At 63.8% G+C, this 20,653-nt stretch carries 15 protein-coding genes; 7 read left to right on the top strand and 8 right to left on the bottom strand.

All coding sequences use genetic code 11. The annotated features are described in order from the left end of the window. Nucleotides 1-46: 46 nt before the first annotated feature. The 3 genes from cutA to purL form a co-directional block, all read right to left on the bottom strand. Nucleotides 47-364 carry a YqfO family protein gene (cutA, locus tag BZL41_RS06680; protein WP_095598562.1) on the bottom strand — a complete coding sequence of 106 codons (318 nt, stop codon included), beginning with the start codon at nucleotides 362-364 and terminating at the stop codon, nucleotides 47-49. 169 nt (nucleotides 365-533) lie between these two features. Continuing rightward, entirely contained in the window at nucleotides 534-809 is a 276-nt protein-coding gene (locus tag BZL41_RS06675; protein ID WP_095598561.1) for a CDGSH iron-sulfur domain-containing protein, read from the bottom strand. Between the two features lie 63 nt (nucleotides 810-872). Beyond that, complete coding sequence (gene purL / locus BZL41_RS06670; RefSeq protein WP_095598560.1) at nucleotides 873-4,769, bottom strand: phosphoribosylformylglycinamidine synthase; 3,897 nt, start codon at nucleotides 4,767-4,769, stop codon at nucleotides 873-875. A 167-nt stretch (nucleotides 4,770-4,936) separates the two neighbouring features. On the opposite strand from purL, the gene mltF reads away from it, so the two are divergent. After that, nucleotides 4,937-6,397: a membrane-bound lytic murein transglycosylase MltF gene (mltF, locus tag BZL41_RS06665; protein WP_095598559.1), complete on the top strand. Its 1,461-nt coding sequence runs from the start codon at nucleotides 4,937-4,939 to the stop codon at nucleotides 6,395-6,397. Nucleotides 6,398-6,402: 5 nt separating this feature from the next. Here mltF and tadA read toward each other — a convergent pair whose 3' ends face one another. From tadA to guaB, 4 genes are all read right to left on the bottom strand, one after another. Further along, the gene (tadA, locus tag BZL41_RS06660) at nucleotides 6,403-6,885 is read right to left on the bottom strand and encodes a tRNA adenosine(34) deaminase TadA (RefSeq protein WP_095598589.1); all 483 of its coding nucleotides are present in this window, start codon (nucleotides 6,883-6,885) and stop codon (nucleotides 6,403-6,405) included. Between the two features lie 6 nt (nucleotides 6,886-6,891). After that, entirely contained in the window at nucleotides 6,892-8,262 is a 1,371-nt protein-coding gene (locus BZL41_RS06655; RefSeq protein ID WP_095598558.1) for a multicopper oxidase family protein, read from the bottom strand. Between the two features lie 256 nt (nucleotides 8,263-8,518). Then, on the bottom strand, nucleotides 8,519-10,099 hold the full coding sequence (guaA, locus tag BZL41_RS06650; RefSeq protein ID WP_095598557.1) for a glutamine-hydrolyzing GMP synthase: 1,581 nt from the start codon (nucleotides 10,097-10,099) through the stop codon (nucleotides 8,519-8,521). Nucleotides 10,100-10,218: 119 nt separating this feature from the next. Beyond that, nucleotides 10,219-11,688 carry an IMP dehydrogenase gene (guaB, locus tag BZL41_RS06645; RefSeq protein ID WP_084335743.1) on the bottom strand — a complete coding sequence of 490 codons (1,470 nt, stop codon included), beginning with the start codon at nucleotides 11,686-11,688 and terminating at the stop codon, nucleotides 10,219-10,221. 160 nt (nucleotides 11,689-11,848) lie between these two features. On the opposite strand from guaB, the gene BZL41_RS06640 reads away from it, so the two are divergent. After that, nucleotides 11,849-13,951, top strand: coding sequence for a TonB-dependent siderophore receptor (locus tag BZL41_RS06640; protein WP_095598556.1), 2,103 nt, complete (start codon nucleotides 11,849-11,851; stop codon nucleotides 13,949-13,951). 27 nt (nucleotides 13,952-13,978) lie between these two features. On the opposite strand, the gene BZL41_RS06635 is transcribed toward BZL41_RS06640, so the two are convergent. Further along, nucleotides 13,979-14,788 (bottom strand): alpha/beta fold hydrolase, encoded by an 810-nt coding sequence (locus BZL41_RS06635; RefSeq protein ID WP_095598555.1) that lies wholly within the window; start codon nucleotides 14,786-14,788, stop codon nucleotides 13,979-13,981. A gap of 95 nt (nucleotides 14,789-14,883) precedes the next feature. Here BZL41_RS06635 and BZL41_RS06630 point away from each other — a divergent pair, with 95 nt between their 5' ends. The 5 genes from BZL41_RS06630 to leuA all read left to right on the top strand — a co-directional run bounded on the left by BZL41_RS06630 (nucleotide 14,884) and on the right by leuA (nucleotide 20,523). Then, nucleotides 14,884-15,453 carry a CGNR zinc finger domain-containing protein gene (locus tag BZL41_RS06630; RefSeq protein WP_095598554.1) on the top strand — a complete coding sequence of 190 codons (570 nt, stop codon included), beginning with the start codon at nucleotides 14,884-14,886 and terminating at the stop codon, nucleotides 15,451-15,453. 46 nt (nucleotides 15,454-15,499) lie between these two features. Further along, nucleotides 15,500-16,879: an exodeoxyribonuclease VII large subunit gene (xseA, locus tag BZL41_RS06625; RefSeq protein ID WP_095598553.1), complete on the top strand. Its 1,380-nt coding sequence runs from the start codon at nucleotides 15,500-15,502 to the stop codon at nucleotides 16,877-16,879. A 20-nt stretch (nucleotides 16,880-16,899) separates the two neighbouring features. Continuing rightward, entirely contained in the window at nucleotides 16,900-17,664 is a 765-nt protein-coding gene (locus tag BZL41_RS06620) for a M15 family metallopeptidase (RefSeq protein ID WP_095598552.1), read from the top strand. A 63-nt stretch (nucleotides 17,665-17,727) separates the two neighbouring features. Beyond that, nucleotides 17,728-18,552, top strand: coding sequence for a peptidoglycan DD-metalloendopeptidase family protein (locus BZL41_RS06615; protein ID WP_095598551.1), 825 nt, complete (start codon nucleotides 17,728-17,730; stop codon nucleotides 18,550-18,552). A gap of 300 nt (nucleotides 18,553-18,852) precedes the next feature. After that, entirely contained in the window at nucleotides 18,853-20,523 is a 1,671-nt protein-coding gene (gene leuA, locus BZL41_RS06605) for a 2-isopropylmalate synthase (protein WP_095598549.1), read from the top strand. The last annotated feature ends 130 nt before the right edge of the window (nucleotides 20,524-20,653 follow it).

Raw genomic sequence — 20,653 nt, 5'->3', positions numbered from 1 at the left:
TGAGGAGCACAACACCAAGCTCCTCATCGTATCGATCGGCTAAAACTCAGAAAACCATATCCGACAGACGCCATACCTGAAACGCCGGCGTTTCGTAGGGGTGCGCCTTCTTCAGCGCCTTCACCACGTCGTGGATCTGCTCGTCAGCCACGACGAGTTCGACCTTCCATTCCGCCACCTGCTCCACACGCCCGGTCACCCCGAGAAACGGTTGGCTTCCCTCCAACGGCCGGAACTGCCCCTGACCCAAGGTCTGCCAGCAGCAACTGTCATATGCGCCAATACGGCCGGCACCGGCCGCGAAAATGGCTTTCTTGACTGCTTCCAGATGGGGTTCCGGAACATAGAAGCACAGCTTGTACATCAGGGTCTCCAAGCGGTTCGTAGGTGGTGCAGGCAGATGAACATCATGCCACAAACATGATGGCACTTTGACCTCAACGCATCGAACGAGAGGGGTTCAGTACGGAAAGTTGGCAGTTTTGACCGGTAAAAAACCCGGATGTTCGAAGAGGGAGGAAAAATGCCAGCATTCAGCGGGGCGAGAGAAAGCGCTTCCATTTCGCCTTGAGCCCCAGGGCGGCGGGGGAGTGGCTGCCATCGCAGTAAGGCAGGCTGCGCGAACGACCGCAGCGGCATAGCAGCAAGAGACGGGATCGAGTGACGACCAGACGGCGACCGTCGACGCAATGGGGCGGGCAGTCCGGCAATATCGGAGAATGACCGCAGCGGCACAGACAGAGGCTGTCGCCGGGTTCTACCTGGCGCACCTCGGGTAGGATGACAGCGACAGACTCGATGTCCGCCATGGCGATCTCCCGGAAGGAGGCGTCGCGACGCCCGGAAAAAAGCGCGTCGCGACGAAGCGCCGGTCAGTCGACCCAGACGCGCGCGTTGCGGAACATACGCATCCAGCCGCCGTCTTCCTGCCAGTCGTCCGGACGCCAGGAGTTCTGCACGGCACGGAAGACCCGCTCGGGGTGCGGCATCATGATGGTCACACGGCCGTCGCGGCTGCAAAGGCCGGTGATACCGCGCGGCGAGCCGTTCGGGTTGGCCGGATAACGCTCGCTGACCTTGCCGTGGTTATCCACAAAGCGCAGCGCCACGGTGCCGGACAGATCGGCTTCCAGCAGGGCTTCTTCGCTTTCATACTCGGCATGGCCTTCGCCGTGGGCAATGGCGATGGGCATGCGCGACCCCGCCATGCCGCGCAGGAAGATCGATGCCGACTCCTGCACTTGGACCATCGCCACCCGCGCTTCGAACTGCTCGGAACGGTTGCGCACGAAGTGCGGCCAGAATTCGCTGCCCGGGATCAGCTCGTGCAGGTTCGACATCATCTGGCAGCCATTGCAGACGCCGAGAGCGAAGCTGTCCTTGCGCTCGAAGAACGCTTGGAAGGCCTCGCGGGCACGGGCGTTGAACAGGATCGACTTGGCCCAACCCTCGCCGGCACCGAGCACGTCTCCGTAGGAGAAGCCGCCGCAGGCAACCAGCCCCTTGAAGTCGTTCAGATCGACGCGGCCCGCGAGAATGTCGCTCATGTGCACGTCGAGGGCGGCGAAGCCGGCGCGGTCGAAGGCCGCGGCCATTTCCACCTGACCATTGACGCCCTGCTCACGCAGCACCGCGACCTGCGGACGCACGCCCTTCTTGATATAAGGCGCGGCGATATCCTGGTTGACGTCGAAGGCGAGCTTGATCGACAGGCCCGGATTGTCTTCCTCGAGAATCGCGTCGAACTCCTGCTCGGCGCACTCGGCGTTGTCGCGCAGACGCTGGATGCGGTAGCTGGTTTCGCTCCACTGGCGCTGCAGCACACGACGCTCGCCGCCGAACACCGGTTCACCGTTGAAGCGGATGGCGACATCGGCACCGTTGACCGGCTGGCCGATCACCGCGACGCAATCGCCCAGGCCGGCAGCACTGAACTGTGCAAGCACTTCCGGGGTGGCATCCTGGCGAACCTGGATCAAGGCACCCAGCTCCTCGTTGAACAGCACAGCCGCAATCTCTTCGCGACTGTCCGCCAGCGCATCCAGTGTCAGGTCGAGCCCACAGTGACCGGCGAAAGCCATCTCCAGGGCGGACGTCAGCAGGCCGCCGTCGGAACGGTCGTGATAGGCCAGCAGATGACCGTCGGCATTCAGGCCCTGGATCACGGCGAAGAAGGCTTTCAGGTCCTCGGCATCGTCGACGTCCGGGGCTTGCCGGCCAAGGCGACCGTAAGTCTGGGCGAGGATGGAACCACCCAGGCGGTTCTGCCCACGGCCCAGGTCGATCAGGATCAGGTCGGTCTCTCCCTTGTCCAGCCGCAACTGCGGGGTCAGGGTCTGGCGGATATCCAGCACCGGCGCGAAGCCGGAAACGATCAACGACAGCGGGGCAGTCACGCTCTTCTCGGCGCCCTCCTCCTGCCAGCGGGTCTTCATGGACATGGAGTCCTTGCCCACCGGTACGGTGATACCCAGCGCCGGGCACAGCTCCATGCCCACCGCCTTGACGGTGTCGTAGAGGCGCGCATCTTCGCCCGGGTGCCCGGCAGCCGCCATCCAGTTGGCCGATAGCTTGATATCGGACAGCTTGCCGATACGCGAAGCGGCCAGGTTGGTGATGGTCTCGCCGATAGCCATGCGGCCGGAGGCCGGTGCGTCGAGCAGGGCCAGCGGCGTGCGCTCGCCCATCGCCATGGCCTCACCGGTGTAGACGTCGAAGCTGGTGGCGGTGACGGCGCAGTCGGCCACCGGCACCTGCCAGGGGCCAACCATCTGGTCGCGGGCGACCAGGCCGGTGATGGTGCGGTCGCCGATGGTGATCAGGAAGCTCTTGCTGGCCACCGACGGGTGACGCAGCACGCGACCGACAGCTTCTTCGAGGTCCACGCCGGCAGCGTCGAAATCGTCGCCCAGGCTGCCTTCGCGGTTGGCGCTGCGGTGCATGCGCGGGGCCTTGCCAAGCAAGACGTTGAGCGGCATGTCCACCGGCCTGTTGCCGAAGTGACTATCGGAAACGGTCAGGTGCTTCTCTTCGGTGGCCTCGCCGACGACGGCGAAGGGGCAGCGCTCGCGTTCGCAGATGGCCTTGAAACGCTCGAAATCGGCAGCATCCACGGACAGGACGTAGCGCTCCTGCGACTCGTTGCACCAGATTTCCAGCGGCGCCATGCCCGGCTCGTCGTTGGGGATTGCACGCAGTTCGAAGCGACCGCCGCGTCCACCGTCGTTGACCAGCTCGGGGAAGGCATTGGAAAGGCCGCCCGCGCCGACGTCATGGATGAACTTGATAGGGTTCTGCTCGCCGAGCTGCCAGCAACGGTCGATGACCTCCTGGCAGCGGCGTTCCATTTCCGGGTTGTCGCGTTGCACCGAAGCGAAATCCAAGTCCGCCGAGCTGGTGCCGGTGGCCATGGACGAAGCGGCACCGCCGCCCAGGCCGATCAGCATGGCCGGGCCGCCGAGCACGATCAGTTTGGCGCCGACCGAAATTTCGCCCTTCTGCACGTGCTCTTCACGGATGTTGCCCATGCCGCCGGCCAGCATGATCGGCTTGTGATAGCCGCGCACCTCTTCGCCGCGCGGGGTTTCCACCGCCTGCTCGAATGTACGGAAATAACCGGTCAGCGCCGGACGGCCGAACTCGTTGTTGAACGCCGCGCCGCCCAGCGGGCCTTCGATCATGATGTCCAGCGCGCTGACGATGCGCTCGGGCTTGCCGTAAGGCTTCTCCCAGGGCTGGAGGAAACCGGGGATGTTCAGGTTCGAGACGGTGAAACCGGTCAGGCCGGCCTTCGGCTTGGCCCCGCGGCCGGTGGCGCCTTCGTCGCGGATTTCACCGCCGGAGCCGGTGGATGCGCCGGGGAAGGGAGCGATCGCGGTCGGGTGGTTATGGGTTTCCACCTTCATCAGGATGTGCACCGGCTCCTGGCTGGCGCCGTACTGCCGGGTTTCCGGGTTCGGATAGAAGCGGCCGGCGACGTGGCCGACGATCACCGCAGCGTTGTCCTTGTAGGCGGACAGCACGCCTTCGCGATGCATCTCGTAGGTGTTCTTGATCATGCCGAACAGCGACTTGTCCTGGGACTCGCCGTCGATGTCCCAGCTGGCATTGAATATCTTGTGCCGGCAATGTTCGGAGTTGGCCTGGGCGAACATCATCAGTTCGATGTCGTGCGGGTTGCGGCCCAGTTCGGTGAAACTCTTCACCAGGTAATCGATTTCATCGTCGGCCAGGGCCAGGCCCAGCTCGACGTTGGCCTTCTCCAATGCCGTACGGCCACCGCCGAGCACGTCCACTGCGGTCAGCGGCTTGGGCTGGGCATGGCTGAACAGGCCGGCTGCCTCGTCGAGGGAGCCGAGCACCAGTTGGGTCATACGATCGTGCAGCGCGGCGGCGATCAACGGCAGATCGGCCTCGCCGATATCGCCGGAAACATAGTAAGCAATGCCCCGTTCCAGACGCTGGATCTTGGCCAACCCGCAGTTGTGCGCGATATCGCTGGCCTTGCTCGACCAGGGGGAAATGGTGCCGAAACGCGGAACCACCAGGAACAGGCGACCGCTCGGCTCTTGCACCGGTACACTGGGGCCGTACTTCAGCAAACGTGCGAGAACCTGCTCTTCTTCACCGCTGAGCACGCCGGTCACGTCAGCGAAGTGGGCAAACTCGGCGTACAGCCCGGTCACGGCGGGGACCCTGGTGGTCAGTTGCTCGAGCAATTTGCCGTGGCGGAAGGCGGAAAGGGCGGGTGCGCCGCGCAGGATCAACATCTTCGGGACAGCCTCTGGGAAGGGGGTGTGCTTGGAGGCCGTGCATTCTAGCCTAAAGCGCCCGTCTCGGCATCCGTGGCGGGCGCGCAGACCGTCGCCTGCCGCTAGCAGAGAAGTGAGACACTGTCGAGATATGGCTGTCATGGCCCTTTGCGTATACTGCGCGGATGTCTTCACATTTTGCGTTCCGTAAGCGCTGCGCCACCTGGCTGCTGGCGACCGGAATCCTCCTGATGTTCGGTGGCTGCGAAAAGACGCCCAGCACCCTCGAACAGGTAAAGGAGGAGGGTGTTCTGCGCGTGATCACCCGCAACAGCCCTGCCACCTACTTCCAGGACCGCAACGGCGAAACCGGCTTCGAGTACGAGTTGGTCAAGCGTTTCGCCGAGGACTTGGGCGTCGAGTTGAAGATCGAGACCGCGGATAATCTCGACGAGCTTTTCGCCAGTGTCGGCCGCCCTGGCGGGCCAGTGCTGATCGCCGCTGGCCTGGTCGACAGCGAAGGGCGCAAGACCCAGGCACGGTTTTCCCACCCTTACCTCGACGTCACTCCCCAGGTGGTCTATCGCCAGGGGCAGCGGCGCCCTACCCGACCGGCCGATCTGGTCGGCAAGCGCATCCTGGTTCTCAAGGGCAGCAGCCACGCCGAGCAGCTGGCGGCGCTGAAAGCGGAATTGCCTGAGCTGACCTATGAAGAGTCGGACGCGGTGGAAGTAGTCGATCTCTTGCGCATGGTCGACGAGGGACAGATCGACCTGACCCTGGTGGACTCCAACGAACTGGCTATGAACCAGGTATATTTCCCCAATGTCCGTGTCGCCTTCGACCTGGACGACGAGCGCAGCCTGCGTTGGGCGGTAGCCGCCGGGGAAGACGACAGCCTGTTGAAAGAGGTCGATGCCTTCCTCGACCGAGCCAAGGAGAACGGCACCCTGCAGCGCCTGACAGAACGCTACTACGGGCATGTGGACGTACTCGGCTACGTCGGCGCCTACACCTTCGCCCAGCACCTGCAACAGCGCCTGCCCCGCTACGAGCAGCATTTCCGCCAGGCCGCCCAGACCTACGACGCCGACTGGCGTCTACTGGCCGCGATCGGCTACCAGGAATCCCTCTGGCAACCCAACGCCACTTCCAAGACCGGCGTGCGCGGGCTGATGATGCTGACCCAGGGCACCGCCCAGGCGATGGGCGTGAGCAACCGCCTCGACCCGCGACAGAGCATCGACGGCGGCAGCAAGTATTTCACGATGATCAAGAAGGGCCTGACCGAGGAACTGACCGAGCCGGACCGTACCTGGTTCGCCCTCGCCGCCTATAACATCGGCATCGCCCATCTGAGCGACGCCCGCAAGCTGGCCGAAGCCGAGGGTCTCGACCCGAATAAGTGGCTGGACGTAAAGAAGATGCTGCCGCGCCTGAGCCAGAAGCAGTGGTACAGCAAGACACGCTACGGCTACGCCCGTGGCGGCGAGACCGTGCACTTCGTGACCAACGTGCGCCGCTACTACGACATCCTCACCTGGGTGACCCAGCCGCAACTGGAATCCAGCCAGATCGCCGAAAGCGACCTGCACGTCCCCGGTGTCTCGAAGAACAAGCCCAGCTCGGATATGCCGCCGCTGTAGCGTTTCTAACCCTTGCCCCGGCGAGCCTTGAAGAACTCGCTGAGCACCGCCCCACACTCCTCCGCCAGCACCCCGCCCTCGATCAGGACGCGATGGTTGAGAAATTCCTGGGCGAAGAACTGGCCACGACTGACCACCACCCCGGCCTTGGGCTCGGTGGCGCCATAGACCACGCGCTGGATACGCGAATGGACGATCAGCCCGGCGCACATGCTGCAAGGCTCCAGGGTCACGTACAGCGTGCTGCCGGGCAAGCGGTAGTTGGCCAGCGCTTCCGCAGCCGTACGGATCGCCACCATTTCCGCATGGGCGCTGGGGTCGTGGCGAGAGATCGGGCAGTTGAAGCCGCGCCCAACGATTTCCCCATTCAGCACCAGCACGGCGCCGACCGGAACCTCGCCCAATGCCGCGCCCTGCCGCGCCAGTTCCAGCGCTTCGCGCATGAAGCGCTCATCCTGGCTACGGTCGATGATCAAGGGTTTCTTCATGGTCACTCAGCTGACTTCGATGGCCGCCATCAGTCCCGTTTCCATGTGATCGACCACATGGCAATGGAACATCCAGACGCCGGGATTATCCGCTACCAAGGCAACGCGAGCGCGCTCGTTCTTGCCCAGCAGGAAGGTATCGGTGAAATACGGCTGGATGCGACGGCGGTTCGACGACAGCACCTTGAAAGTCATCCCGTGGAGGTGGATCGGGTGCTGGTACTGGGTCATGTTACGCAGCTCGAACACATAGCTCTTGCCATGCTCCAGCCGGGCAATCGGCCGATCGGCACAGGTTTTGTCCTTGATGTCCCAGGCCTGCCCGTTGACCTGCCAGAAACTGGGCGCCGCACTGTTCTCCACGTTCACCGAGACCGCACCGACCCACTCGAAGTTGAACCGCAGGGTTTCCGCCGACGCGAGATCGGGCTCCGCCACCGGATTGGCCGGTAGCGCCGGCGGCCAGTCGCCCGGCACTTCCGTGCTTGCCCGGGCGCGCAGGGTCGCCAGCCGCAGCGGCCCGTTGCGCAGCGGCAGTTCCACCCCCTCGGCCGGCACCCGCAGCGCCAGGTCGATGCGCATGCCCGGCCCCAGCCAGTAATCCTTGCCCAGGGGGCGCGGCGCGATCGGATTACCGTCCAGCGCGTAGATCCGCACCTCGGCACCCGGCAGGTTGAGGCGATAGGTGAGCGTGTTATCCAGATTCAACAGACGTAGTCGAACAATCTGGCCCGCCGGCAAATCCAGCACCGGCGCATGCACACCGTTGATCGTGCTCAACCGCCCTGGCGTACCGCCTCGGGCAGCCTCACGAGACACACTGAAATCGGTGAAAGCACCCTGCTCGTCGACATGCCAGCTCTTCAGGCTCAACGTCCGTTCATGACGGAAACCCGTCGGCTCGCGCTCCTCAATGATCAGCGGACCGACCAGCCCGCGCCCGAGCTGTTCGCCGCTGGATACATGTGGGTGATACCAGTAGCTGCCAGCATCCGGCACTCGGAAGCGGTAATCGAAGTACTCGCCCGGCAGCACCGGCAATTGCGACACGTAGGGCACGCCGTCCATTTCCAGCGGCAGGCGGATGCCATGCCAATGGATGGTGGTCGGAACCTCCAGCCGATTGATGAAGCGCACCCGCAGCCAATCACCCTGGCGGGCTCGCAGTTCAAGGCCGGGCGCCCGGCCGCCGTAGGCCCAGGCCGGGGTCTTGTGACCCGGCACCAGTTCGACGTCGAGGGGGGCGGCAATCAGTTCGTAGTCATGGGTTTCGGCGTCCAACGGACGCCCCAGCCAGTAACGCGCGCCACCGGCACCAAGGCCAACCACACCAAGGCCGGCCAGGCCAGCGAGAATTTGTCTGCGGGTGAAGGACATCGTTCTCTCATCAACCGGGATCACTGCCGGATCGCCCTGTGCGTACCCGGTCGAGTCATAGCATAAGGGCAGCCGAAGCTGCCCTCATTGCGCTGAATCATTCCCATTCCAACATTATCCGCACCACGAAGCCAGCCTCGACCATGAACAAGGCGGTTTCCTGAAGCAGGAGCGGTCAAAAGAAAAACGCCGCCATGCCCTGAGGCATGGCGGCGTTCGCGGAGCCTACCGGCGTTTCGACCACGCCGGCATGCCCTCATTCCCACTCGATGGTCGCCGGCGGCTTGCTCGATACGTCGTAAGTGACGCGGGAGATGCCTTCGATCTCATTGATGATGCGGTTGGAAACGGTCTCCAGCAGCTCGTAGGGCAGGTGCGCCCAGCGCGCGGTCATGAAGTCGATGGTTTCCACAGCACGCAGCGCCACGACCCAGGCGTAGCGGCGACCGTCGCCGACCACCCCGACCGACTTCACCGGCTGGAACACTACGAAGGCCTGACTGACCTTGTGGTACCAGTCGGCCTTGCGCAGCTCTTCGATGAAGATATGGTCGGCGCGACGCAGCAGGTCGGCGTATTCCTTCTTCACCTCGCCAAGGATGCGCACCCCGAGGCCCGGGCCCGGGAATGGGTGACGGTAGACCATGTCGTAGGGCAGTCCCAGCTCCAGGCCGATCTTGCGCACCTCGTCCTTGAACAGCTCGCGGAGCGGCTCGACCAGCTTGAGGTTCATCTCCTCGGGCAGGCCGCCGACGTTATGGTGCGACTTGATCACGTGGGCCTTGCCGGTCTTGGCGCCGGCAGACTCGATCACGTCCGGGTAGATAGTGCCTTGGGCGAGGAACTTGATGTTGTGCAGCTTCGCCGCCTCGGCATCGAACACATCGATGAAGGTGCGGCCGATGATCTTGCGCTTCTTCTCCGGGTCAGCCTCGCCTTCGAGGTTGGCGAGGAACTGGGCCTCGGCGTCCGCGCGAATCACCTTCACGCCCATGTTCTCGGCGAACATGGCCATGACCTGGTCGCCTTCGTGTAGACGCAGCAGGCCGTTGTCGACGAACACGCAGGTCAACTGGTCGCCGATCGCCTTGTGCAACAGGGCGGCAACCACGGAGGAATCGACACCGCCGGACAGACCGAGCAGCACGTTGGCGCTGCCGACCTGGGCACGCACCTGGGCAACGGCGTCTTCGACGATGTTGGACGGGGTCCATAGGGCTTCGCAGCCGCAGATTTCCAGGATGAACCGCGACAGGATGCGGCCGCCCTGCTTGGTGTGAGTCACTTCCGGGTGGAATTGCACGCCGTAGTAGCCGCGCTTGTCGTCGGCCATGGCGGCGATAGCGCAGCTGGGTGTGCTGGCCAGGATATGGAAGCCGGCGGGAATCTCGGTGACCTTGTCGCCATGGCTCATCCATACGTCCAGGCCGAAGACCCCATCACCGTCCACATGATCTTCGATGCCATCGAGCAATCTCGACTTGCCGACCACGTCGACGCGGGCATAGCCGAACTCACGGAGCTCGGAGCCCTCGACCTTGCCGCCGAGCTGCTCGGCCATGGTTTGCATGCCGTAGCAGATACCGAGCAGTGGCACGCCGAGTTCGAAGACCGCCTGAGGTGCGCGCGGGCTGTCGGCCTGATGCACCGACTCGGGCCCGCCGGCGAGGATGATCCCCTTCGGCGCGAAGGCCCGGATGTCCTCGTTGCTCATGTCGAACGGATGCAGCTCGCAGTACACGCCGATCTCGCGCACACGGCGGGCAATCAGCTGGGTGTACTGGGAGCCGAAATCGAGAATCAGGATGCGGTGGGCGTGAATGTCAGGATGGGCCATGGAGTGCCTCTACGAGGCAGCCGCAGACTTCGAGCCGCGAGCTGCAAGTTGTTGGGAGCTGGGCGGCAGCCAGACAGCGTTGACTTATGGCCTGCCGCTTGCAGCTTAAAGCCGTGGGCTTAGCCCACCCGGTAGTTCGGTGCTTCTTTGGTGATCTGCACGTCGTGGACGTGGGACTCGGCCATGCCGGCACCGGTAATGCGCACGAACTGCGGCTTGGTGCGCATCTCTTCGACAGTCGCACTGCCGGTGTAGCCCATGGAGGCGCGCAAGCCACCCATCAGTTGATGAACGATCGCCGCCAGCGGCCCCTTGTAGGGAACGCGGCCTTCGATACCTTCCGGCACCAGCTTCTCGGCACCAGCGGAAGAGTCCTGGAAATAACGGTCGGAAGAACCCTGACTCTGCGCCATGGCTCCTAGCGAGCCCATGCCGCGATAGGCCTTGTAGGAACGCCCTTGGAACAGCTCGACCTCGCCCGGCGCCTCTTCGGTACCGGCGAACATGGAACCCATCATCACGCAGGAAGCGCCAGCCACGATGGCCTTGGACAGATCGCCGGAGAAGCGGATGCCGCCATCGGCGATCAGCGGCACACCAGTGCCCTGGAGTGCCGCGGCCACGTTGGCGATGGCGGAAATCTGCGGCACACCGACACCGGCGACGATACGGGTGGTGCAGATGGAGCCGGGACCGATACCCACCTTGACCGCATCCGCGCCGGCCTCGGCCAGCGCCTTCGCCGCCTCGCCGGTGGCGATGTTGCCGCCGATCACCTGTACTTCGGGGAAGGTCTGCTTGACCCAGCGCACGCGGTCGATCACGCCCTTGGAGTGGCCATGGGCGGTGTCGACGATGATCACGTCGACACCGGCGTTGACCAGCGCGGCGACGCGATCGCCGGTATCGGCACCGGTGCCGACGGCGGCGCCTACACGCAGGCGGCCCTGGTCGTCCTTGCTCGCCAGCGGATAGGCCTTGGCCTTCTCGATGTCCTTCACGGTCATCATGCCTTTCAGGTTGAAGGCCTCGTCGACGATCAGGACTTTCTCGATGCGATGCTTGTGCAGCAGGGCGCGTACTTCTTCTTTATCGGCGCCTTCGCGAACGGTGACCAGACGCTCTTTCGGCGTCATCACTTCGCTCACTTTGGCGTCCAGGCGATTCTCGAAACGCACGTCGCGGGAAGTCACGATACCGACCAGGTCACCGTTGGACAGCACCGGTACGCCGGAGATGTTGTGCTGGCGGGTCAGATCGAACAGGTCGCGTACCGTGGCGTCGGCGTCGATGGTGATTGGGTCCTTGACCACGCCGGCCTCGAACTTCTTCACCTTGCGCACCTCGGCAGCTTGCTGCTCGATGGTCATGTTCTTGTGGATGATGCCGATGCCGCCTTCCTGGGCCATCGCGATGGCGAGGCGGGCTTCGGTCACGGTGTCCATCGCAGCGGACACCAGGGGAATGTTCAGCTCGATGCCACGGGTCAGGCGAGTCTTGAGGCTGACATCCTTGGGCAGGACCTCGGAATATCCAGGAATCAGAAGAACGTCATCGAAGGTCAGGGCTTCTTGACTGATACGCAGCATGGCGGGGGCTCCCAGGCGGGAAAATGGAAGCGCGCCATTATACCTAGCTGGACGTTTCCGCTCAATCAGGACTATGGGCCGGATGCCATCGCAGCGGCAATACCCAATCCAACCCGATTCTCATACAATAATAGTTCTCAACAAGCAGTCGGATTGACCAATGCCCTTCTCCCCGCCCCGTCGCCGCGAACTCCGCTGGCGCAAGACCTTGCTCGCCCTCGCGCTGCTCAACCAGACCGCACTGGCCGCCACGACAGAGGAACTCGAGCTGCCCAGCCAAGACGTCACCGCCAGGCTCGAGAGCGATGGATACCGCGCCAGCACGGCCAGCACTGCGAGCAAGAGCGAGATTCCGCTGCTGGAAGAGGCCCAGGCCGTGCAGGTGGTCACCGAGCAGACGCTCGAAGACTACCAGGCCCGCTCGCTGGACGATGCCATGAAGTTCGTCAGCGGCATCACCCAAAGCAACACCCTGGCGAACACCCAGGACGGCTTTATCAAGCGCGGTTTCGGCACCAATGCCGATGGCTCGATCCTGCGCGACGGCATCCGTTCCAGTCTGTCGCGCAATTTCAGCGCCACCACCGAGCGGGTGGAAGTACTCAAGGGGCCGGCCTCGCTGCTCTACGGAGCGCTCGAGCCCGGCGGGCTGATCAATGTCATCAGCAAGCGCCCCGAATACCAGTGGCGCAGCGAGATTTCCGGCGAGACCAGCAGCTTCGGCGGCGGCAGCGCCAGTATCGACGTCACCGGCCCGCTGCTGGACAGCGGCCTGGCCTTCCGTATGATCGCCGAGCGACAGCATGAGGATTACTGGCGTAATTTCGGTACCGACGAACACACCCTGATCGCCCCCTCGCTGAGCTGGACCGGCGAGGACGTCCGCGTACTGTTGGCCTACGAGCGCAAGGAATATTCGACACCAGTGGACCGTGGCACGGTGATCGTCGACGGCAAGCCGGCCAAGGTCTCGTACAACGACCGCTTCGGCGAGGCCTGGGCCAAGGCGGAAGGTACCGACGAACTCTTCACCGCCCGCGTCGAATACCAACTGAACCCCGACTGGCTGAGCCGCCTGACCTACGGCTGGAACCGCGAGCGATACGACTACGCCGAGGCCCGACCGGACAGCCTGTTGGCCGACGGCACGCTGCGCCGCCGCGCCGATGGCAGCGAACACGACAACCAGACCCAGTCCCTGGCCTGGGACTGGATCGGCCAGGCCGAGCTGCTGGGCCAACGTCACGATCTGTTGATCGGCGTCGATCAGGAGCGGGTCGACAACTTCCGCGGCGATACCTGGCGCGGCGCCCGCACCGGCGGTTTCAATATCTACGACCCGGTCTACGGCAACTTGCCGGAACCCTCGGTGCTCAACCTGGCGCAGAGCGACCGACGCGACGAACTGCATTCTCAATCGCTGTATGCCAAGGACAACTGGCACCTGGACGACCGCTGGATTCTGGTGCTCGGCGGTCGCTACCAGCACTACGACCAGTACGTCAGCCAGGGCCGGGTGACGGAAATCCCGTCCACCGACAGCAACGGCGAAACCTTCCTGCCCTTCGCCGGACTGGTCTATCAGGTGACGCCGAACCTGTCCCTGTACGGCAACTACAGCCGCTCGTTCGTCCCCAACAATGCGGACAGCTACACCGGGCAGGCCTTCGATCCCGAAGAAGGTCGCAGCTACGAAGCCGGCCTCAAGCTCGACCTGCCACAAGGGCTGGGCGCGACCCTGGCGGTGTTCGACATCCTGAAGGAGAACGTGGTATCGGATTTCGGAGACCATGCCGAACTCTCCGGCGAAGTGGGCTCGCGTGGCGTGGAGCTGGACGTGACCGGCCGCCTCGGCGAACGCTGGGAACTGATCGGCACCTACGCCTACACAGATACGGAAATCCGCAAACATCCGGAAAACGAAGGCAATCAGCTCGTCAACGCGGCCCGCAATATCGGCAGCCTCTACCTCACCCACCGCCTGGCGCTACCGTCGGACTTGGGCCAATGGCGTATCGGCGGCGGCGCTCGCTACGTCGGCGAGCGCCCCGGCGACAACGCCAACAGCTTCTGGCTGGACAGCTACACCGTAGCCGACGCCTTCGTCGCCTGGGACAGCCGGTTGGTCGGACACAAGACGCGTCTGCAACTGAATCTGAACAACCTGTTCAACGAAGAGTACTACCCCTCCAGCGGCGGCAACCTCCGGGTAAACGTCGGCGAACCGCGCGAAGCCCGGCTCTCCGCCAGCATCGAGTTCTAAGTTGCATCGGGCCAGGGACGGCCATTTTTAAACATCCGTCAGCACCTGTGCCAGGGCGGCGACGATGGCTTCGGGCGCATCCTCTTGAACCAGATGACCGGCCTCGGCAACCGGGATGAAGACCGATCCGGGGATCAGGCCATGCAGCGCATGCCCATGCTCGATGGGAATCCAGTGGTCCCGTTCCCCCCAGAGAATCGTCACCGGGCAGCGGACAGTTCCCAATAAGGGCCGAATCTCGTCCGTATAGCGTTGATCCATCTGGGCGATCTGTCGGTAGAAGGCGGCTTGCCCATCTCCCAGCCACGGTCCGAGGTAGCAGCACCGCGCGTCCTCAGTCAGTTCACGCCACGCCGCGCCTTGCAGGTACGCCTCGATAATCGCCTCGTGGATATACGACGGAAGCTCCGCGAAAGCAGCTTCATGTCGTCTGACATGCTGGACGAAAGGCGACCCCCAGGGCGACAACGCCACCGGGTCCACCAGCGTCAAGCTGCGATAGCCCAGTCCGTCCAACAGATGCCCACGCAGCGCGGTCGCACCGCCGAAGTCATGTGCCAGTACGTCCGGCTCGTGCAGTTCCCAGTGCTCGAACAATGCGGCCAGCAGGCGGTTCTGCACCCCCAAGGACACGTCGGCATCGGGCTGCATGGCGGAGCGCCCATAGCCCAGCAGATCGAAGAGATAAATCCGCCTCCGCTTCTGAAAGTACGGAACCACACGCCGCCAAACCCGAGACGAAAACGGTGTGCCGTGGATTGCCACCAGCGGCGGCCCTTCGCCATACATCTCGGTGTAGACCTCTCGCCCCTCGAACTCGAAGATGGACTCCCTCATGTTATTAACCCTCCAGAGCGCAAACACCCATTAGACAAAGAAGAACACGAAATCTAATTTGTAAAGGGCATTTATATAATTAGAAGGTACAGACCATGGCATTACACCTGTGGAGCGAACAGGACTTCATTGCGGGCAGTCCCTGCCTCGATTTCATCAACACAGTGGGCGATACCGACAAGAACCGCATCCGGGAACGTCTGGTGGATGAACAGTCGTTACTGACCTGGGCGCAATGCAGTGGGATGGCCAGGCCGGATGACCGGGTGCAACTCGGCGCGGATGCCCTCCCCAGGGCCATTTTGCTACGTGAGCAGCTTTACTCGTTCTTCAGTGGGCTGGCTCGGCATACCCCCGATGCCGGCGCCTGGTTCCAGCTCCGCAAAGAGCTGGCCGACGCCGTCGCGCATAGCGAGCTGAGTGCCAGCGACCCGGCGTCGATGCGTCTGGAAGGCATGGACCTGTGCTCACGCATCGCGCTCGACGCATTGGCCTTGCTGCATAGCGGCCAACTGCATCGATTGAAGGAATGCGCACGCTGCACTTGGTTATTCCTCGATCAATCCAAGGCCCAGCGCCGCCGCTGGTGCCGTACGGAGGCGTGCGGCAACCGCGCCCGGGTCGAGCGCCACTACCGCAAGCGGAGCGCAAGGGAACAGGACTGAGCGGAGTCGCTTGGTCCCCTTCTCTCCAGCGCTTATCATCGCGCCCATGCTCAAGGACCCTTTCGAACGCCTCGGCCTCGACCGCGAGGTACTCACTGTCAGCCAGCTCAACGGCCGCGCCCGTGTGCTGCTGGAGGACGTATTCGCCCAGGTCTGGGTCGAAGGCGAGATATCCAACCTCGCCCGCCCGGCCTCCGGCCATATGTATTTCACCCTCAAGGACAGCCAGGCCCAGGTGCGCTGCGCCCTGTTCCGGCAGAACGCCTTGCGTGTGCGCCAGGCGCTGCGCGACGGGCTGGCGGTACGGGTTCGCGGCAAAGTCTCGCTGTTCGAGGGGCGCGGCGACTACCAACTGATCCTCGATAACGTCGAACCGGCCGGTGATGGCGCCTTGCGCCTGGCTTTCGAGGCGCTGAAGGAGAAGCTCGGCCAGGAAGGGCTGTTCGCAGCGGAACGCAAGGTCCCGCTGCCGACACATCCGCGTCGCATCGGCATCGTCAGCTCGCCCACAGGTGCGGTGATCCGCGACATCATCAGCGTATTCCGGCGCCGCGCGCCGCAGGTGGAACTGACTCTGATCCCCACCGCCGTACAAGGCCGCGAGGCCACCGCGCAGATCGTCCGCGCCCTGCGCCTGGCCGACGCCCAAGACTTCGATGCGCTGATCCTGGCCCGAGGTGGCGGCTCGCTGGAGGACCTCTGGTGCTTCAACGAAGAGGCCGTGGCCCGCGCCATCGATGCCTGCGTCACGCCCATCGTTAGTGCCGTGGGACACGAAACGGACGTGTCCATCGCCGATTTCGTCGCCGATGTGCGCGCCCCCACCCCCTCGGCCGCCGCCGAGCTGCTGGCCCCGCATGCCGGCGACCTGCAACAGCGCCTGGAAGCCCTGCGCCGCCGCCTGCTGCACTGTACCCGCCAACGCTTGCAACACGAAGCCTTGCGTCTGGAGGGCCTGACCCGGCGCCTGCGCCACCCGGGCGAACGCCTGCTGCAGCAGTCGCAGCGAGTGGACGATCTCGAACAGCGCCTGGCGCGGGCCATCGACCGCAAACTGTGCGCTGCCCACGAACACTTGGCGCGCCTGGATACCCGCCTCGCTGCCCAGCACCCTGGGCGTCAGTTGAAGCTGCTGCGCCAGCGCCTCGATCATCTGTCCAGTTGCCTGCCCAAGGCGATGCGCGAGATTCTCCGCGAACGCCGCCAGCGCCTGCAGGGCGTAGCGCAGACCCTGAACATCGTCAGCCCGCTGGCGACTCTCGGCCGTGGCTACGCGATCCTCCTCGACGAGCACGGTCGCGCCGTTCGCCGCGCCGGCCAGACCCATGTCGGCCAACGCCTCAGCGCCCGTCTGGCCGAGGGCGAGCTGGAGGTACGGATAGAGGACAACCACTTGGCGCCCGTCACCCTGTCGCTGCTGGACTGACGCACTTCCTCAGGAAAAACATGCCCAACCTCGAACGCCCCATCCCACCCCAGGCCGATCCCGACTGGGATGCCATCGCCGCCATTCCCATCGCCGAGTGCGGCGAACCCATGATGGCCTTCGGCCTGGCGCAGGATTTCCTGGTCTATCCGGCCTATTACAAGCAGGGCATCCGCAACGCCCTGCCGGAATGCCATGGCCGCCTCGGCGTGTTCGAGCGCCTGCTCGCTGCAGCACGCCTGCTGCCGGAAGATGTGCGTCTGGTCGTGCTGGATGGCTGGCGGCCCTTCGCGGTGCAGCAATACCTCTACGAGAGCCTGCTGGATGCCGTTACCGCACGCTATCCGCAGCTTGACGACAGGCGTCGACAACAGTTGACCCGCCAGTTCGTCTCGCCGCCCGACAACAGCCGCAACGCCCCCAGCCCTCATCTCACTGGCGGCGCGGTGGACGTCACCCTCTGCGACCGCCACGGCCGCTGGCTGGACATGGGGACCGGATTCGACGAAGCCAGCCCGCGCTCATCCACCACTGCCTTCGAGCAACTGGAACAGCCCACTGCCGAGCAGGAGCAGGTGCGCCGACATCGACGCTGGCTCTACAACGTCATGATCGAGGCCGGCTTCAGCAACCTGCCCAGCGAGTGGTGGCACTACGATTTCGGCGATCAGCTGTGGGCGCGGCACAGCGGAGCGCAGGCGGCTCTTTACGGCCCCACCCAGGTCCACAGCCTGGAAAGCCTCTGGCATCGTCAACTGGCCGAGCAGACCATCGATCCCACGTGAGCGCTTTCCCCTCCGGCGCGTTTCCGCCAGCATAGGCGCCCCGATTTCGATTCGAGCCCGACCATGCCGCGCCTGCTGTTCAGCTTCCTCGCCCTGCTCCTTGCCCTTCCTGTCCATGCCGAGGGCTTCATCACCCGGCTATTGAACAAGCCGGTGCCGGGGGGCGTGGCGGTGGTCGATCTCGGCCAGGGCGAACAGGCACCCCAAGCCCGCTACCAGGGCAAGCCGGTACTGGTGGTGAAAGAAGACGGTGCTCGGTGGATCGCTATCGTCGGTATTCCGCTCACGGTCAAACCCGGCAAGCAATACATCGAGAGCGGCGGCCAGCGCTGGCCCTTCGTCGTCGCCGGCAAGCATTACCGCGAACAGCGCATCACCCTGAAGAATCAGGAACAAGTCAGCCCCAGCCCGACCAATCTGAAACGCATCGAGCGCGAGCTGGCGGAGCAGACCCGCGCCTACCAGCAATTCAGCCCGCGCCAGCCAAGCAACCTGCTGTTCGACAAACCCGTCGGCGGGCCGCTATCCAGCCCCTTCGGCCTGCGCCGCTTCTTCAACGATCAGGAACGCAACCCGCATTCCGGGCTGGATTTCGCCGTCCCGGCCGGTACGCCGGTCAAGGCGCCGGCGGCGGGTCGGGTGATTCTGGTGGGCGACTATTTCTTTAATGGCAAGACCGTGTTCGTCGACCACGGCCAGGGTCTGATCAGCATGTTCTGCCACCTGTCCCGGATCGACGTCACCGTTGGCCAGGAGTTGCCCCGCGGCGGCGTGCTGGGCCGGGTCGGCGCCACTGGCCGTGCCACAGGGCCCCATCTGCACTGGAATGTCAGCCTCAACGACGCCCGCGTGGACCCGGCGATCTTCATCGGTGCGTTCAAGCCCTGACCGACATGTAAACGAGTCGAACGACCGCCGCAATCAAGCCTCTGCGGCGGCAGCTCTTTCAAAAATAAATAGCGGAAAATCGCTAAAGAAGATGATTCCTACCAATTTTCAAAAGAAGCTTGCCATCCACCGCCAAGCTTCTTAAGGTCGGAAGCATGAACATCTCCCACACGCTCATCCTGCTTCGCCAACACGCCTGCCTGCGCCTGGTCAGCCCGCGACTGCGTGGCTGAAATCCGCCCTCCCCGAACGCACACCGTTGGCCCCGGCCTCCCATGGCCACGACACAAGGATTTCGCCATGCCCATGCTCAAAGACCCGTCGAAGAAATACCGCGCTTTCGCTCCCATCAACCTGCCGGACCGTACTTGGCCGTCGAAGACCATCACCGAGGTGCCGATCTGGTGTAGCTCCGACCTGCGTGACGGTAACCAGTCGCTGATCGAGCCGATGGACGCGGAGAAGAAGATGCGCTTCTTCAAGACTCTGGTGCAGGTCGGCATCAAGCAGATCGAGGTGGGTTTCCCCTCGGCCTCGCAGACCGATTTCGACTTCGTCCGCGAGTTGATCGAGGGTGGCCATATCCCGGACGACACCACCATCCAGGTCCTGACCCAGGCCCGCGAAGACCTGATCACCAGGACCTTCGAGTCGCTCGTCGGGGCGAAGAAGGCCATCGTCCATGTCTACAATGCAACGGCGCCGTCATTCCGCCGCATCGTCTTCAACCAGGACAAGGCTGGTGTGGTGAATATCGCGGTGAACGCCGCGCGCCTCATCAAGGAACTGGCCGCCCGCCAGCCGGAAACCCAGTGGACCTTCCAGTACTCGCCGGAAATCTTCACCTCCACCGAGCTGGAATTCGCCGTGGAGGTCTGCGATGCGGTGCTGGACGTTTGGCAACCGATGCCGGACAACAAGGCCATCCTCAACCTGCCGGCCACGGTAGAAGTGGCCACGCCGAACGTCTATGCCGACCAGATCGAGTGGTTCTGCCGCCATATCAGCCGTCGCGATTCGGTGATCGTCAGCCTGCATACTCATAACGATCGTGGCACCGGCGTAGCCGCCAGCGAACTGGGCCTGCTGGCCGGCGCCGACCGCGTCGAAGGCTGCCTGTTCGGCAACGGCGAGCGTACCGGCAACGTCGACCTGGTGAACCTGGCGCTGAACCTCTACACCCAGGGCATCCATCCGGGGCTCGATTTCTCCGACATCGATGCGGTGCGCAAGGTGGTCGAGGAATGCAACCAGATTCCGGTGCATCCGCGTCATCCCTATGTGGGCGATCTGGTACATACCGCGTTTTCCGGCTCGCACCAGGACGCTATCCGCAAAGGCTTCGCCCAGCAGCAGGAAGATGCGCTCTGGGAAGTCCCCTACCTGCCCATCGACCCGGCCGACATCGGTCGTAGCTACGAGGCCGTGATCCGGGTGAATAGCCAATCCGGCAAGGGCGGCATCACCTACCTGCTGGAGCAGGAGTACGGCATCAGCCTGCCGCGCCGCCTGCAGATCGAGTTCAGCCAAGTGGTGCAGAAGGAAACCGACCGCCTGGGCCTGGAAATGACTGCCCAACAGATCCACACACTGCTGGACACCGAATACCTGCAAGCCAACGTACCCTTTGCGCTGAAAGGGCATCGTCTGCAGGAGGAAAACGGCACCAGCGCCGTGGACGTGGAAGTCCAGGTCAACGGCGAAACCCAACACTGGCGCGGCATCGGCAAGGGGCCGCTGGAAGCCCTGGTAGCCGGCCTGCCGGTTTCCGTGGAAATCATGGACTACTCCGAACACGCCATCGGTGCCGGCACCAATGCCAAGGCAGCGGCCTACATCGAACTACGCGTCAATGGCGGCCGGGCGCTGCATGGCATCGGCATCGACGAAAACCTGACCACCGCCAGCTTCCGCGCACTGTTCAGCGCCCTGAACCGGGCGCTGCGCCAGGAACAGATGCAAGCAGCCTGATCCTTGAGAAAACGAAAAGCCGGGTCTTCACCCTAATGCTGTTCACTTAAGCATTTGAGCCCCGGCGGGGCTTCCCCGAAAATCCGATGCCAGGTCTCTGGCATCGGATTTTTTATGTCTCTCCAACAGC

It is taken from the genome of Pseudomonas sp. PIC25, from assembly GCF_002286785.1.
Taxonomy (GTDB): domain Bacteria; phylum Pseudomonadota; class Gammaproteobacteria; order Pseudomonadales; family Pseudomonadaceae; genus Pseudomonas_M.
This window is presented reverse-complemented; position numbering and strand designations above follow the sequence as displayed.